This is a genomic window from Streptomyces sp. Pv4-95, assembly GCF_045782725.1.
In the GTDB taxonomy this organism is placed as follows: Bacteria; Actinomycetota; Actinomycetes; order Streptomycetales; family Streptomycetaceae; genus Streptomyces.
This window is the reverse complement of sequence record NZ_CP127172.1, coordinates 1,797,362-1,812,120: the sequence shown is the minus strand read 5'-3', so window position 1 is coordinate 1,812,120 and position 14,759 is coordinate 1,797,362. Positions and strand designations below refer to the sequence as shown.

General features: G+C 66.0%; 15 protein-coding genes and 1 pseudogene. 10 read left to right on the top strand and 6 right to left on the bottom strand.

The window, feature by feature from the left end; genetic code table 11:
- Positions 1-3 precede the first annotated feature (3 nt).
- From QOM21_RS08235 to QOM21_RS08210, 6 genes and pseudogenes are all read left to right on the top strand, one after another.
- Positions 4-855: an immunity 49 family protein gene (locus QOM21_RS08235; RefSeq protein ID WP_407549091.1), complete on the top strand. Its 852-nt coding sequence runs from the start codon at positions 4-6 to the stop codon at positions 853-855.
- A gap of 518 nt (positions 856-1,373) precedes the next feature.
- Positions 1,374-1,535: pseudogene (locus QOM21_RS08230) on the top strand (transcriptional regulator); the annotation flags it as partial.
- The gene (locus QOM21_RS08225; protein ID WP_407555609.1) at positions 1,524-1,859 is read left to right on the top strand and encodes a tyrosine-type recombinase/integrase; all 336 of its coding nucleotides are present in this window, start codon (positions 1,524-1,526) and stop codon (positions 1,857-1,859) included. The pseudogene QOM21_RS08230 and the gene QOM21_RS08225, both read left to right, overlap by 12 nt.
- Before the next feature lie 804 nt (positions 1,860-2,663).
- A complete protein-coding gene (locus QOM21_RS08220; protein ID WP_407549090.1) occupies positions 2,664-4,124 on the top strand; it encodes a hypothetical protein in 1,461 nt (486 codons plus the stop codon).
- Between the two features lie 263 nt (positions 4,125-4,387).
- Positions 4,388-5,044: a DCL family protein gene (locus tag QOM21_RS08215; RefSeq protein ID WP_407549089.1), complete on the top strand. Its 657-nt coding sequence runs from the start codon at positions 4,388-4,390 to the stop codon at positions 5,042-5,044.
- 216 nt (positions 5,045-5,260) lie between these two features.
- Entirely contained in the window at positions 5,261-5,839 is a 579-nt protein-coding gene (locus QOM21_RS08210) for a hypothetical protein (protein ID WP_407549088.1), read from the top strand.
- Positions 5,840-5,902: 63 nt separating this feature from the next.
- On the opposite strand, the gene QOM21_RS08205 is transcribed toward QOM21_RS08210, so the two are convergent.
- Complete coding sequence (locus tag QOM21_RS08205; RefSeq protein WP_407549087.1) at positions 5,903-6,070, bottom strand: hypothetical protein; 168 nt, start codon at positions 6,068-6,070, stop codon at positions 5,903-5,905.
- Between the two features lie 298 nt (positions 6,071-6,368).
- Complete coding sequence (locus QOM21_RS08200) at positions 6,369-7,025, bottom strand: HNH endonuclease family protein (RefSeq protein WP_407549086.1); 657 nt, start codon at positions 7,023-7,025, stop codon at positions 6,369-6,371.
- A 493-nt stretch (positions 7,026-7,518) separates the two neighbouring features.
- Here QOM21_RS08200 and QOM21_RS08195 point away from each other — a divergent pair, with 493 nt between their 5' ends.
- Positions 7,519-8,064: a hypothetical protein gene (locus QOM21_RS08195; RefSeq protein WP_407549085.1), complete on the top strand. Its 546-nt coding sequence runs from the start codon at positions 7,519-7,521 to the stop codon at positions 8,062-8,064.
- A 663-nt stretch (positions 8,065-8,727) separates the two neighbouring features.
- Here the strand turns inward: QOM21_RS08195 and QOM21_RS08190 are convergent.
- The 3 genes from QOM21_RS08190 to QOM21_RS08180 all read right to left on the bottom strand — a co-directional run bounded on the left by QOM21_RS08190 (position 8,728) and on the right by QOM21_RS08180 (position 10,793).
- Entirely contained in the window at positions 8,728-9,369 is a 642-nt protein-coding gene (locus QOM21_RS08190) for a DUF1524 domain-containing protein (RefSeq protein WP_407549084.1), read from the bottom strand.
- Between the two features lie 245 nt (positions 9,370-9,614).
- Positions 9,615-10,271: an HNH endonuclease family protein gene (locus tag QOM21_RS08185; protein WP_407549083.1), complete on the bottom strand. Its 657-nt coding sequence runs from the start codon at positions 10,269-10,271 to the stop codon at positions 9,615-9,617.
- 318 nt (positions 10,272-10,589) lie between these two features.
- Positions 10,590-10,793, bottom strand: a complete 204-nt coding sequence (locus QOM21_RS08180) for a hypothetical protein (protein ID WP_407549082.1) — start codon at positions 10,791-10,793, stop codon at positions 10,590-10,592.
- 1,064 nt (positions 10,794-11,857) lie between these two features.
- Between QOM21_RS08180 and QOM21_RS08175 the strand changes: the two genes are divergently transcribed.
- From QOM21_RS08175 to QOM21_RS08165, 3 genes are all read left to right on the top strand, one after another.
- A complete protein-coding gene (locus QOM21_RS08175) occupies positions 11,858-12,130 on the top strand; it encodes a hypothetical protein (RefSeq protein WP_407549081.1) in 273 nt (90 codons plus the stop codon).
- A 189-nt stretch (positions 12,131-12,319) separates the two neighbouring features.
- A complete protein-coding gene (locus tag QOM21_RS08170; protein WP_407549080.1) occupies positions 12,320-12,796 on the top strand; it encodes a hypothetical protein in 477 nt (158 codons plus the stop codon).
- A 159-nt stretch (positions 12,797-12,955) separates the two neighbouring features.
- Entirely contained in the window at positions 12,956-13,798 is an 843-nt protein-coding gene (locus QOM21_RS08165) for an SAM-dependent methyltransferase (RefSeq protein WP_407549079.1), read from the top strand.
- 8 nt (positions 13,799-13,806) lie between these two features.
- On the opposite strand, the gene QOM21_RS08160 is transcribed toward QOM21_RS08165, so the two are convergent.
- Positions 13,807-14,757 carry a helix-turn-helix domain-containing protein gene (locus QOM21_RS08160; protein WP_407549078.1) on the bottom strand — a complete coding sequence of 317 codons (951 nt, stop codon included), beginning with the start codon at positions 14,755-14,757 and terminating at the stop codon, positions 13,807-13,809.
- Positions 14,758-14,759: the final 2 nt, after the last annotated feature.

The window sequence follows — 14,759 nt, the reverse complement described above, 5'->3', positions numbered from 1 at the left end:
GCGTTGGTCTCGATCATCCCCCGCCCTCCCTTGCCCACGGAGAATGCGGAAGAGGGACTCGCCGTGCTCCAGGAGAACTCGCAGGAGCTAATCGACGGTCTGGAGGAACGCTCCACGAGGCTGGGCGACACCCAGCGCATCACACTCACCCTGGCCCAGTCGCGCTGCCTGTTGGACCCACGGGCATCGATCTTCCCTACATGGGATGCCTGGGTCAACGCTATGCAGGTCGGTTCCGCTGTGTTTGCCGCCGCGACCACGACCGAGGACCATGTGCAGTGCCGCATCGCGCACAAGGACCGCATACTTGAGGCCACGGGCCCGCAGTGGTACGTGAACCCGGGCTCCTGGATCAGCGCCTTCTACCTGGCCTTGGTCTGCCGAGAGCGGAATAGGATCACCGCTCTGTGCCAAGTGCCTCTGTCCCTGCTTCGGGAGAACGGTTCGCAATTCCAGGAGTACCACTACGCCTGGATCGACACGCTCCAGACGTACTGGCTCGGCGGCCCCGACCTCGGCCCTAAGCTGGTTGCCGCGGTCGACGGCACCGAGCCGCAAGTCGTCTCGGATCCGGAGACGGTGGGCAAGCTGCTGTACCCGCCGATGGAGATGTTCCATCGCATCATTCGCAAGGACAACGCCGGCTTCAACAGGGCGCTCACCAACGCCCTCCAGTGGCACAAGGAATACTGGAGCGAAGAGACACGGGCGTTCCAGGCTTCGGGACTCGTCGCCCTCGCCCCGCTAGCCATGGCCTGCCTCGCGCACGACGCGGGCATCCCCATCGAGGTTGAGTCTGAATACCTGCCCGCTACCCTCCTGGGGCGCAACTGGTGCGGCGAGTTCCCCACGTAAGCAGGTAGACCATCAGCGACGGCCGCGATCTCCCGGGCGGCGACACAGTCAACAATACGAGCCTCGACACCGGGGCGGTTCGCCGAGCGGCTCAGCGAACAAGCGGCCGCTAGAGTCGACCGCCTGGAGAGGTCCGCGGACGCGATCGACTTCTCGTTCAGCACTGCTCTCATGGCGCTGCAAGCCCGCTTTGCGGGTGATCCGGAAGCGGCACCTGAAGTACTTCGCCGAGACGGCGGGTGCGCCTCGCGGCCGGAGCAGGCATTCGACCGTTTCCCCGAGGACCCACCATGTGGAGTGCGTCGCGATCCTTGGACGGACCTCGAAGGGCGCCTGACCTGCTGTTTTGTCGATGCGCATTATGTGCGGTGTGAGCGATACGGGCGATACCTTGACGCTGAAATGACGCTCGTGACACTGGTTTTGACTGGGTATCAGGCGCCGTTTGTCACTGGTCAGATGGTCTGCTGGCAATGCGGGGGTGGCAGGTTGCCGGGAATTTCGTGGTGCCAGGCGGCCTGGCCGAGGCCCGACTCGCTGGTAACGACCTGGACGGAGTACTTGGTGCCGCGAACTACGGGTCCGAGCTGCTCGAAGATAAGGTCAGCTCGGTGCGGGCACTGGACCGGCTGAAGGAGTTCTCCGAACGACTCAACCCGCACCGGTCGGTGCCTGCGGTCGGGGCAAGCGCATCATGCCCACGGCAAAACACCTACGGGTGCCACTTCCGGAAGGCGTGCAAGGCGGCCGGCCTGGTCCACCCGGATGGATCAGCGAAGTACATCCCGCACAGCCTCCGTCACTTCTTCGCCTCCACCGCGCTGGCGAACGGTGTCCCGATCCACGAGGTCTCCCGCTGGCTCGGCCACAAGTCGATCAAGACCACGGTCGACATCGATGGCCACCTCGTCCCGGAGGCGTGGGACCGCTGCCGCGCCATCATGCAGAAGGCCATGCGACCCGAGGCTCCGCAGGGCCCCCACGGGTACGACACCGCGGCCTGAGTGCTGAAGTCTGGTGCTCGTGAACGTGTCGCTGGGTTGGTGTAGGCGACAAGGCGCTACGCCCTTTCGTTACCTAGAGTGATCTGCGAAGGCGCTGTGTACCCAGAACAGGGCGGAGCCGATCCGTGGCTGCCGATCTTGGCGCGGTAGCGCTAGGAGCTGAGGTAGATCTTGGCCGTGCTGCCGTCCCCAGGGTCTGGGTGCGGACCGGGGATGCCGCATTGGTCGTGGCGGACTGCGTGCCGCCCGACTGCTTGCCCCGGCATCCACCTTGGTGTCGGCCTTCGCGCCGGTGCCCGCCTTGGCAGCGGAGCTCTGAACTCCGGCGGCGGATCCCGCGGCGCTGGACTCGCCGGCCGTGTGGCCCGCGGGCTTCGTGCCGGTGGCATCCGAGCCGGAGCAGGCGGTCAGGGCGGGGCCGGCCGGTTGCGCTCAGGGCCGCGGCGGCACAGGGCGCGGCGGCGAGCGGTGTGCCCCCTGACACGATCTCCACCACGGCGCTGTGCCAAACAGGATGGTGCCTTCCTCCAAGGAAATCACGGAGTGGACCAAGCAAGTTCGTCAGCACCTGTCCGCCCACGGAACGTCGGGCCGCGCGGGAGGACGGAAGGAGAGGTCTGGTTTGCCGCCGGGTACAGCAGAGCTTCAGCGGAGCCAACAGACGGGGGGATGGTGCGGCTCGCACGGGGAGTACGGCCCTGACGCCGTGAGAGGTACCAGAGCGCGGCTCTGGCGCGAGGGGAGGCTCGGGGGCCGAGGCGAAACAGCAGTGCAGACGGTTGAGCGGTGGTCCATGCTAGGTGAGTGGACGACACCGACAACCGCCTCAAAGACGCCGGGCGAGCATTCCTGGCTGCGGCATGGGACCGGCTTCTGGAGGAGCGGGTAGTTCCGCCGCCAGCCTTTCGCCCCTACCTGGTGGTCGGGCGTGACTACTTCGGCGACTCTGTCATGCATCTGACCGAGTACAGAGTGCTTGAAGATGCGATCGCCGCTTCTCATCCTCGGTTCGGTGCTGACCAGCCACTGCATGAGCGCAAGTTCCCCGGTGGGTTGATATTCAGCTTCCTCGAGACCTTCATCGCGCGGCTGACTCATGCGCAGGAGGAGTTTTCTCCTGACGCACCAGTCGCCGAGCAGTCACTCAATGACCTGATCGGGGCAGTTCACGCAGACACCTTCGAGGTGGCGTGCTGCCGAAGGGTCTCCCACCTGACCACCTCGGACGGTAATCCAGTCGAGTTCACCAACGTCCGTGTTGAGCCGGTTAACGCGCAAGCAGCCGATCACGAGCGCGAGCTGCAGCGGATCATATCGACGACAATTCCGGGGGCGGCGAGCGCCTTCGGCGGAGACCAACTGCATGATTTTGCACCCCCGGAGAGCGTGATCACCGTGCGAAGCAGCAGCGCAGAGCCCTTTGATCTGGCGAAGCCGCTATCGCGAAGGATCGAGCGGTTCATGTTGTTGGTACGGCTGTTGAAGCCGGGCACCAGCGAGTCGATGGCAGAGGTTCAAGGGGCAACTCACACGGTTCGTGAGTTCAAGCCCATGGTGCTCCGCTTCCGAGGTGCGGGGCCCGGGTTCGGATCTCCAACGCAACGGGCCGCCCACGTGATCACCCTCGGCGCGGAGGATGTCTGCCGTGTCGACGGCCTCGGACGGCTGCTTGCTGCTGCAGAGCAACCGCGAACAGGTATGGCGTTCACCTCGTTTGGAATGGCGCTGGAGAAGTTCCTTCTGTCGTTCCACGCGTACGGCTGGTCCGAGCAGATCGTTGACCTGGCGACCGCCTTCGAAGCGACGTTGTCCGGAAAGGAGAAGGACGACGTCACGCTGCGGTTGAAGGTCCGCGCGTCGACGCTGCTTTCCACCCACCTTGATCCAGCAGAGCAGATCTTCAAAGACGTGGGCGTGATCTACGGGCTCAGATCCGCACTCGTCCACGGCGGTGCCATGAGGGAGAAAGCTCTCCTCAAGGAGGTTCGAAAGATCTCGACCGTTCCCAATGGCCTGCCCGATGGAACAGCGATCGCATACGCCGTTGAACGGTTGCGAGACCTCGTTCGCCGCAGCCTGCTTGCCCGAGTCTGCCTCGCCGCCAGCGATACTCCGTTGTGGCCCTTGGACGGGGATATAGGCGTCGATGCGGCCATGGTCGAAGACCTCAGCCGGGAGGCATGGCGCCAAGCATGGCGGGACGCTCTCACCGAGATCGACGCTGTCGCCAGCGCCGACCCTCAGACGCGGTCGGAGAAGTTGTAAGACGACGGGAATGCGCAGCCAGGCGGGTGGCCCAACATCGGCGTGGGTGCAGGATGGTTAGATGAGGTGGATAGCCAGTACGCACATGACGCAGCCAGGGTTCCACTCGGTGTGGTGATCGCCGCTCGCACGGTGCGCGAGCGGGCAGGCGGCGGTGAGCCATGCGGTCGGGACATCGCAGCGGAGACATCATTGGTGATTCGTACGCGGCCCGGCCGTCGTGGTCAGTCTCGCCGAGGCGTCCGGGAAGACCGAGGGGAAGAGTGAGCAGCGTGCCTGGATTCTTAATTGGACAGCGCCGGTACCCCACGAAGAAGGCTGCGCGCGAAGCAGTGATCGCCGTGCGGGACCGGTATTCGGTCGGGCAGACAGTCGACCGACTAGAGGACCAGGAGCTGCTGCGGGATCTCCTGGACCTTCATGCGGAAGCCGACGAAAAGATCGGCTGCGGCATCGAGGCCTTCGTCATCGACAAGCCCCTGCAGGGCAAGCACTCGGGCTTCAGAATCGTGCGGACCGACGGGTCTGATGAGGACTTCTCCTTCCACGCCTGCCTGGCACCGCCGAGCTATCGCCAGCAGGTTCTCAGCGCGATGCGCGCCGAGGCCGTGGAGGACATCACCGACTACTTCAACTCCCGGGTGGCGGCCAACTCCCTGAAATCCGACCTGTCCGGCACGCCGCTGGACGTCGCAGGTGCCCACGTCAGCTACTTCCAGGGCCCTGCGTTCGTCGACATCGCCACGGCATTCGCCAATGAGGTCGGCGGGTGGGACGCGATCGAGCTGAACTCGTCGTCAGCTGCCGGGCATGGGATGTTCGCGGATCGTGCACTGGCCCAGCGGTGGCGTGAGCACCGCAAGGACCACGCGGTGCTCGGGCTGCTGACTCCGCAGGAGAACCTTCGCCGCGCGCACTAAGCGCTCGGACCTCGGTGATGCCAGGGGTACGGCAGCGGTCGCCGCTGGCTCGCTACCAGCGGGAAGCCATGCCCGTCGCTGGCGCCCAGCGCCCGCTTCACTGGCGCCTCATCACCACTCCCGTGAGTGACGGTTTTGAGGAATTGCCGTCGTCGAGCGGCTACTTGGGCATTGTCGGCAGGGACAGGCCTTTGTGACGTTCGGGGAGGAACAGCAATGGGTTGGCGGACTGAGGAGTTCGGGTCGTCGCACGAAGGGTTGGCAGGGGCCGTGCTCGCCGACGGTAGCGAACCCAAGCCGGTGTTTCTGGACACCGGGAGCGGTGGTCACATGCACCAGACCACCGAGTGGTGGGCCTACGACGGCAAGCTGAGCCGGCCACGGGCGGAGGAGGTACGGGGGTCGTGTTCGTGCGGCTGGCGCGGCACGACCCGCTACCCCATCGACTGGACCCAGCGGGACTACGACGGCCTCCACGATCTCGACACCTCCGGCCCACGCGACGACTGGGCCCAGCACATCGTCGACGTCGAAGCACGCTTCCTACCGCTCCCCAGCGAACTGAACGACCTACTGGAGCGGCTGACGAACCAGCTCGACGCCCTCACCACCGAAGCGCCACTGGCGGCACTGAAGGCGGTGGCGGCCCTGGAACGCGTCACCGGGCGCATCGGACGGGAAGCCGTCTATGCCGCGGAGGCCGAAGAGCTGTCCGGGGCCGTGATCGGTAAGGCCCTCGGGCTCAGCGAGAAGGACGTCCGGTCACGTCTGACCCATTACAGCCTCCGGCGCTGAGACCACCACGGGCACGAGTGCAATTCCTGCGACATGGCGACGAGACCGGGCGTGCACAGGCGCTCAGTCGTCGAGGTCGAACCAGCGGTTGTGGTGGTAGGACGCACCCGTCTTGTATCCCGAGTCCGTGGCGCCGCTGTATGTAACACCGTGCGGGTCTTCGCCGTCTCCAGGGGCGAGTGCCGCTGCCGGGCTGGTTGCCATCAGCCCGGCAGCGGCAGCGAACGTCATTGCGATGCGACGAAGCACGAGATCCCTCTCTCTAGGTGTCGTTGTCCAGCTGCTCAACGACACAACGAGAGCCCCGGCATGCGCACGGGCGCCACGGCGAATTGATGTGCCGGGTCTATAGACCGCATCATTCTGAGTCCGCTCAGGAGGTCACTACCCTCCGGGGAGCGTCAGGAAGAGCGAGGTCCAGAGGGCGGTGGCTTGTCCACGAGAACGCACAGCCCAGTCTGCTGGTGGCTACCACTCGTAGCGGGCCTCGCCCGGAGGCCATGGACAGTTCGCCGCCGGGCGTTCGCGGTCAGAGGGCGGGCGTGACCTTCACGGTGGCTTCGGTGCAGCTGGCGGCGAGCTTGGCCAGGGCCCGGTTTTCGGCGTGGTCGATGGTGAGATTCCAGCGGAGTTTGGCGGTTACCCAGTCGGTTGCGTAGGTGCAGGAGGCGTCCTTGGCGGGTGGCATCCATTCGGCGGGGTCTTGGTCGCCTTTGGAGCGGTTGGGGCCGGAGCTGACGGCTACGAGGCTGCGTTGGGCGTCGAGGTCGTTGGCGTACTTCTCACGGCGTTCGTCCGACCAATTGGAGGCGCCGGAGTCCCATGCTTCGGCGAGGGGGACGAGGTGGTCGATGTCGAGGCGGGAGGCATCAGTGACGGTTTTGTCGTCGTAGTAGGAGCGCCAGGTGCCGCCGGTCAGTTTGCAGCTCTCGCCTTGGCGGGGCTTGGTCACGGCTTCCGACAGAAGGACTTCCTTGCGGGTGTCGCAGCCGTCGTGGTCTGCATCGATCCACAGATGGAACTTGTCCCGCTCGTATCCGGTGCGAGATTCGTCCGCGACTTTCAACTGCCCGATGGCGTCGGACAGTCGCAGGCTTCCGCCGGCGGGGGCGGACGCTGTGGGCGCCGTCGCCGAGGGCGGCTTGGGGTCGTAGGTTGCTGAAGCATCGCCAGTGCATGCGGCCATCGACAGCAGCAGGAGTGGGCATGCCAGGGTGGTGAGGCGGTGAGCGGGGCGCATACAGCTCCGTGGTGTTCGGGTGAGGCGACGTATATGCATCGCGTCTACCCAGGGCAACGGGCCCCTCACCATCGGGCGCGCTCGAGGGTCACCGAGCGTCAACGGCCCTTACGAGGTCACCTCACCCCCGAGGGGTCAGTCCCTCGATGGGAAGGCCCTCCGCGGTGAGGCAGTGCGTCGGCCCGTGCCAGGTGCGGCATTCGGTGCAGTTCCAGTCCGTGCGCAGGGCCGGCGTCGCCCATGAGGTGCACTGGTAACAGCGGCGAGTCACCTCGAACCAGCCGCCGGGCATCGTGGCGATGCACCGGGCCTCGGCGAAGCTCCTCAAGCCAAACGCACCGTGGCCACCGGGCGGACGCCCTTGACGCTGCGGCGTAGCCTGGATGTAGGGGTCGCTGAGGCTGGCGAAGGCAGATACGCGTGGCCCTCGGAGATGCGAATGATCATGAAAGGCGCCCGCGACGACGACCGTGACCTGGCCGAAGCCATCGAGGTCGAGCGAGCCAGGACCGCTGCCGGTACCCCAGAGTTCATCCTCCGTCGGCGTGCGGAGCAGGCCCTGAGTAACCCGAAGCGCGCCGCACGCCGCGCCAAACGAGAAGCGCACAGGGAGCGCGCTGAGCCTCAGCTGGCCGTGGCGAAAGCGATGATCAGTGAGATGGCATTGAACATGGCCGCCACGGGGCACCGGTGGCCGAAGCTCCACGACGGTGTTCTCAGCAACGGCACGCCGATCAAGGGCGCACACGCGGAGTTCTTTTTCGCCGACGCACACAAGGCGTGGACCGCTACCCGGCTCATCGGCGGCGTGGCAAGCAGCGGCCTGTCCCTGCCGTTCGGTCGCAAGAATAAGGGCGCCGCAGCCATCAACATCACCTTCGCGGACGGTACGGCCAAGAGCTACACCGTCAAACCAGGTCCGGCAGTGGGTAAGGCCAACAAGTACGTAACAGCGTTCAATGCCCTGGCCGCCAAATCGGACTGATCACGACGACCGCCGCGCGCGACATGGACCTGACCGTGGCGTGCAACGCCAGCCGCTTCAGCGGGCGCCATTGCACGGATCGGACCGATGCGTCTAGGAGGGCGAGCAGGTCCCCGGTCGGCTACCAGATCAGCCGGAGGGCACGGTGCCCGTCGGGGCCGTCTGCCCTAGGTGGCCGACGGCCCGGCCCTCACCGGCGTATCCGGCCAGGTAGACGACCCGGGGCGTCGATGTCGGACTTCGGGCTCATCCGCTCCAAGGAACGCGCGCGAGGACGAGTCCGCGGACGTCCGCGGCTCCAGACTCCCGGAGTCGGAGCGCGACGTGCTGGAGCTGCGATCCGCTGGTGAAGACGTCGTCGACGAGCAGGAGCGGGGCTCCCTGACCAGCAGCATCAGAGGAGCAGTCCGAGGCGCTGATGGGGCCACTTCCTCGACTGCTCTGGGGGCGGCTGGTGAGCCTACGGGCACCTCCGATACCGGAGTCCGTCGTGGGAGGGGGTGAGCCTGGGGAAGGGGGGCGAGCCCTGGACTGGGGACGGGCCGCTCCCTGGCACTCTTCTCGCTCACTCGCAGATGCGTGGACTGTTTCGCCGTAGTGCCTGGTGCGGGGCGCGGTTCGGTGGGGCCGCCCAGCTCCGATGCTGAGCTGGGCGGCCGGCGGTCAGCAGCCGTTGAGCACAGAGGAGAGGGCGCTCTTCTCTGCTGTGTCGATGGTCATGGCGTAGTAGTGCTTTACCTGGACCCAGGCGCGTGCGTAGGTGCAGCGGTAGGTGGTGCGTGAGGGCCACCAGGTGCCGGGGTCTTGGTCGCCTTTGGACTGGTTGACGTTGTCGGTGACGGCGAGGAGTTGGGGGCGGGTGAGGTCGTTGGCGAGGGCCTGGCGCTTGCTGGTGGTCCAGTTGTAGGCGCCGGAGTCCCAGGCTTCGGCGAGGGGGATGAGGTGGTCGATGTCGACGTCGGAGGCGGCACTCCAGGTGGCGCCGTCGTAGGGGGAGTACCAGCTGCCGCTGGTGGCGGCGCAGGAAGAGTCGGTGGTGACGCCGGAGCCGTCGCGTTTGAGGATGGTCTCGCGGGTGTTGCAGGCGCCGCTGATGGTGATCCAGTGGGGGAAGAGGTCGCGGCTGTAGCCGGTTCTGGAGTGCTCGCTGGCGACGGTGAGGGAGGCCAGGTAGGACCGTGCGGTGCTGGCGCTCACGGGGGTGGGGAGGGCGGCCTGGGCGGGGGTGGTGCCGAGGAGCGTGAGGGCGGCGGTGGCTGCCGCCACCGTGGTGACGAGGAGGCTGCGGCGAGGGTGGGTGCGCATGAGTCGACTCCCGTACTCAAGGGGTGATGAGGGGGGTGCGGGCTCATAGTGGCGTGAGGGCATCTATGCGGGTAGATGTTGCGCGGTGAAATATCGGTGAATCGCAAGGTAATGATGGGCAGTCACGCGGGCGAGCAGCAGTAGCTGGGTGGGCGGCGGGGGATCGGATGCACGGTCCGTTGCCGTCATGGCTGCGGCCCTGTTGGCGCAGCGTTGCCAGATCCTCCCGCCGCGTCGGCGGTTTGTTACGCCTGCTCGTACTCCACGTCGGTGTCCTCGCAGGGGGCGGCGAGTTCGCGCAGGGTGTCGCGCTCGCTGCGGTCGACGGTCAGCAGCCAGCGCAGTTTGGTGCCCACCCAGTCGGACAGGTACGTGCACCGTGCGGCCGGGGCCGGTGGCATCCACTCGGCGGGATCCTGGTCGGACTTGGACCGGTTGGTCTTGGCGGTGACGGCTACCAGGGAACGCTCGGCGCCGAGGTCGTTGGCGTAGGCCTGGCGGCGCTCTGGAGTCCACTGGGAGGCGCCGGAGTCCCAGGCTTCGGCAAGCGGGACCATGTGGTCGATGTCGAGACCGGAGGGTCCTTCGACGACGGTCTCGTCGTAGTAGCTGAGCCAGGTGCCGCCGGTGAGTTTGCAGCCTGCGTTGATGGTGGGTTCGGTGACGGCTTCGGCCAGAAGGACTTCGGCCCGGGTATTGCAGCCGTCCTTGTCTTCGTCGATCCAGTGCTTGAACTTGGTGCGCTCGTAGCCTTCGCGGGACTCGGCGGCTTGGGGGAGGGCTTCGATGGCGTCGTGAAGACTGAGCGTCTCCTCGGCGTGTGCTGGTGTAGTGGTAGCTGCGGTGAGGGGCAGCAGGGCGAGGGCCGCGATCGCAAAGGCGCGGACAGTCGTCTTGATCATGGTGTGTTGATAGCGCCGCACCGCCCCTGGCCGCGCAGGAATGCGTGGGACGGTCACTCGGGGGAGTGGCTAGTCGTACCGGGGCCGCCAAACCTCACGCGGCGGATCGCGCTATGCGCGGTGCCTGGTGGGTCGGTGCCGGGACCGAAGCTGCCGCCGATCAGGGGTGGGCGGCGCAGGTCCGCGTAGGCGCGGACGGTGACGCCGTGCGGTCCGGGAGTGTGCAAGGGGCGGAGGGTCGCTGGAGAGCCATCGCCCGCCGAGGGGTACCGCCGCACGACGACCAAGCCCGGGAACGCAGAGGACGGCGGCGCCAGTTCAGCTCTCTGCCGGCAGTCTGCGTGCCAGGTTGCCGGCCAGGTGCCGGGCTGCGTAGGCTCCGTCTCCCTCGTGGGCGGCCAACCGCTGAAGCAGCTCCACGGCAGCTCGAGCTTCCCGCAGGGTCAGTAGCGGCAGACGCGCCTCGTCAGAGTCGACCACACCGTCCACCAGAGCCAGCAGTCGATCGTCCATGTCACTCATGGACGGCCCAACGCCTCGCTTTCCCCTTGGTCACGCTCGTTTTCTATATGGGCGTTGTCGTCCTGCTGCGGGCGCTGGCAACCAGGCGAGACGAGCGCGACGTGTATCCCACCGGGTGTAGCTGGCAGCTCCCGCGTGTTGGTGTCCCTGGCACCGCGGGTAGACCTGGGGAGCTGAGAACCGAACCCGCCGCCTGGCTGCCGGGGTGGCCCGGCTCCAGACGGCGGCCGAGTCGCGCTCCGGCTATGAGCGGGAGGTTCATCTATGGGTTGACGCCGATCGTGACGGCTGCGACAGGCGCCGGGAGGTCCTCGTTGCGGAGGCGGTGAAGAAGCCGCGGCAGGGTGAGAACTGCAAGTTGATCGACGGTAGCTATTGGGGCCGTTGAGCGACGACAGCTTCTCCTGCTGGGTGAGAGGCCGGTTATGGAGGGGCCCCGGCGGTGCCCAGGTCTCCCTCGCCTTGTTCTGCTGTGCCCATGCAGGTCAGGACGAGCAGCGGATCCACAGACCCTGGTTAGCGCCCTGGTGGACGCGGCTGGCACGACGACGATGCACACCGCGATGATGCCTCGGCGATCGTCCTGATTCATCGCACTATCTGAGGGACTGAACGCTCCCTGCAGCCGCATCGACGGCTGCCGGAGGCGCCGCCCGGCGTGGCCAGGGGCATTATCCAGGACCAGGGTTAAGCAGCGCGCGGGCTGCGGATTGCAAGGGAGTCCGGCCTGAGAAAGCCTTATTCACCCAAACGAGTGGTGCGACTCGCATGCTGCGCGAGCGGTTTGCAGGATGCGCTGATCAATTTCGATCGACCTCGTTGAGAATGTGACGCACCAGCTTCGAGGCGTGGTTACTCATGTGCCTAATCGCTGTCAACGCCACGATTCGCCACCGTACGATCAGGAGTGCCCGACTCCGTTTTCACGGCGGTCAAGGGCGCCGGCAAGTGGATTGTGCGACTAGCGTCCGAGGCGGCACGAAAGAGGACCCCGAGGCTGACGTCAACCAACTCGAGGCCCTCTCCCTCGTGCCTTCTCAACTACGCACCGAGGAGCGCGAACATTGATTCAGCACGTCGTCCGCCGGAAGCTCGCAAGTGTCCTTCCGGCGGGGCCAGAGATTAGCATTCCGCTGTCCGCCGTCGTACAAACCGGGATTTCCAGCATTCTCTTGCTGACGCTCCGGTTCAGTTCCGTTCTGCTGATCGGCGTTCTCGCGGCTGCTGCGGTCCGCCAGGAGCCTCTTCCGGTGGAAGCGCTCGTCGGCATGGCGGCCGTCACCGTCTCCGACCGCAGCTGCATCGTCTACCTGAAGGTACGCCGCCGCACCGTCTGAGGCCGTCGCTGCCCGAAACATCGCCCTCGCCCGCCAACGCGGGCGAGGGCCTACCCGCCGACGCGCCGATCCGGCATTCCCGAGGGCGGACAGCAGCCGAAGTGCTGTTGTGCATTGGTCTTAAGGCTGGCTGCCCGCGTCTGCACTTCCTTGCCCAATCCTCAACTCAGCGAGGAGCAGAGCATGCTGATGCGCAACGGTCCATGCGGGCTGCGCGCTGACGCCGAACTCGACGACCAGCGCGACCCCTTCCACAGTGGCCCGCCACTGCCGCGGGGGCTGCCGGTCTCCTACTCCGCCTTCTGCCGCGACCAATGGGCCGTCTACCAGAGTTTCTCCGCTTTCACGGTGGGATCCGCCCGCGTCGGCACCACCATCGCCCGGGCAGTGCTGCACGACCTTGGCGGCCGATGGGACGCCGCACTGCGCACTTGCTCTCCTGCAGCCTACGCCTGGAATCTTCTCTCCCGCCGAGTCTGCGAGCGCCGCCCAGAGAGCGGACTGCATCGCTTGCTCGCTCGCAACGAGGCCGACGCGCTGGTTCTGCGGTACAAGCTCGGTCTCTCACCCCTGGAAGCAGGCCACGCGATGGGCATGATGCCGGCCGACTTCGAGATGCTCCGACACCGCGCCCTGCTCGCCCTGCTCCCCAGTCTCGCCAGGTGAATATGCTGCTGGCGAATGCCCTGGTCAGAGGCACCATGTGCGGCAAGTTCGATGGGTCACACCTCTGCTTGAAATGCCATCAAATGGCGTGCCCCGTTGGTGGATGCGGGTAGCCCTGCGTCGACCGGCCCTCCTAGCATGGGGCCCCTGCTGTCGGAGATGCGCAGCGTCTACGGGGACGTTTGCGTCCGAGAGTGTGGGGAGCGGCTCATCATCGATCTCAGCAAGCCCAGCGTTGCCAGAATGTACGATCACCTTCTCGGCGGCACGGACAACTACCAAGTCGACCGGGACGCCTGTGCGGAACTACTCCAGCTCGCACCCAGCACCCGTGAACTCGCGCTCGTCAACCGTGCATTTCTGGTGAGAGCCGTGCGCTATCTCGCACAGGAGCACGGAGTGCGCCGATTCCTCGACCACGGATCGGGGCTGCCGACACGGCCCAACGTGCACCAGGTCGCCCAGCAGGTCGATCCCAGCAGCGAGGTCGTGTACATCGACAACGACCCCATCGTCCTGGCCCACGGGGAGATGATGCTGGCGGAGGATCCGACCACCACGGCCGTCCTGCAAGCCGACATGCGCGACACCGCCGGCATCTTCGACAGCCGCGCGGTCCGGCGACTGCTGCGCGATGACAAGCCGGTTGCAGCCCTCTTCGTCTCGGTCCTCCACTGCATTCCCGACGAGGATGGCCCCTGGCGCCTCGTGCGGAACGTCATCGAGCAGCTACCGCGCGGCAGCTATCTGGTCATCTCACAACTCGCCAGCGACGACGCGGAACTCCGCAAAAGTATCACCGACTTCATGAGTGAAATCACCAACAACTCCTGGGGGCAGGTCCGCTCGAAGAGCGAGATCAAGCGCTTCTTCGAGGACCTGGAGCTATTGGAGGAACCGGAGCCGGTTGAAGTCTCGCGCTGGCACCCCGACAGCGACATCGCCCCACGGCAGCGATCCGAGGAGTGGATCGAGTTTGGTGGCGTCGCCCGCATCGGGTGACCTTAAGACTATTCGGATGCCTCGTTGGCGAGCTTGTCGATGTAGTGCTGGATACGCTCCATTGTGGCGGACTTGGGCAGAGCCTGCTGCCACCAGTAGTCCATCGACGCCATGAACGTCTCGATCTGCGCCACGTCGGTGAGGAGTTCGCCGCTGACGTTCTTGTTCTCCAGGTAAACGGAGCGGTTCTCCGCCCCCTCGTGTGGCTTGAACAGGGTTATCGCGGGGTGCAGCGGTGAGCCGGTCCGCAGAGCGCTCCCGGGCAGGATCCTGATGTGCACGTCAGGCTTGTTCTCCGCCACGTTCAGCAGGGACCTCAGCTGCTCCCGCATGACCATTACGCCGCCCAACTGCTTGTCCAGTACACATTCCGCGACCAGGGCCCGGAAGACGGGAGCGTGGGGCTGGTCGAGGAGATGCTGTCGGCGCATCCGCATCTGCAGGCGCCGCTCGATGGCCGCGTAAGCCTCACGCCGCTTCTCGGGGTCGAACTGCACTTTGGCGTAGTCATCCATCAGAGCCCGGGCGTAGCCCGCGGTCTGGAGCATCCCGGGGACGTTGTTCTCCTGGTACACCTGGACCACCTTGGACGTGGATTCCAGCGCGAACAGGGATGTCAGGGTGTGGTCTGCGACGTCGGAGAACGCCGACCACCAGCGCTGTTCCGCACGCCACTGCAGAAGTGCCTCCGCGTCTTCGAAAACGTCTTCCGATGCCCGGTAGAAGCGAAGGAGCGCGTTGACGTTCTCCGGCTTGAGCGGGGTTTTGGCGTTCTCGTAGCGGCTGAGCGTGGAGATCGAATTGAACTCCGGGACTGCCTCGACGACCTCGCGCTGATCGAGCTTCTTCTCGTCCCGCAGGTGCCGCAGGAGGGCACCGACGAGCTTCGCCGCGGCCTCCGGGGTGGACGGGGGCGCTTGCCCATGCCCACCCACCAGCGCCAAAATTCGACCTGACATGA

Coding starts and splice junctions, on each gene's coding strand:
- QOM21_RS08210 (WP_407549088.1), top strand. CDS start 5,261: ATGGGTTGGCGGACTGAGGAGTTCGGGTCGTCGCACGAAGGGTTGGCA.
- QOM21_RS08205 (WP_407549087.1), bottom strand. CDS start 6,070: ATGACGTTCGCTGCCGCTGCCGGGCTGATGGCAACCAGCCCGGCAGCG.
- QOM21_RS08200 (WP_407549086.1), bottom strand. CDS start 7,025: ATGGCCGCATGCACTGGCGATGCTTCAGCAACCTACGACCCCAAGCCG.
- QOM21_RS08195 (WP_407549085.1), top strand. CDS start 7,519: ATGATCATGAAAGGCGCCCGCGACGACGACCGTGACCTGGCCGAAGCC.
- QOM21_RS08190 (WP_407549084.1), bottom strand. CDS start 9,369: ATGCGCACCCACCCTCGCCGCAGCCTCCTCGTCACCACGGTGGCGGCA.
- QOM21_RS08185 (WP_407549083.1), bottom strand. CDS start 10,271: ATGATCAAGACGACTGTCCGCGCCTTTGCGATCGCGGCCCTCGCCCTG.
- QOM21_RS08180 (WP_407549082.1), bottom strand. CDS start 10,793: ATGAGTGACATGGACGATCGACTGCTGGCTCTGGTGGACGGTGTGGTC.
- QOM21_RS08170 (WP_407549080.1), top strand. CDS start 12,320: ATGCGCAACGGTCCATGCGGGCTGCGCGCTGACGCCGAACTCGACGAC.
- QOM21_RS08165 (WP_407549079.1), top strand. CDS start 12,956: ATGCGCAGCGTCTACGGGGACGTTTGCGTCCGAGAGTGTGGGGAGCGG.
- QOM21_RS08160 (WP_407549078.1), bottom strand. CDS start 14,757: ATGTCAGGTCGAATTTTGGCGCTGGTGGGTGGGCATGGGCAAGCGCCC.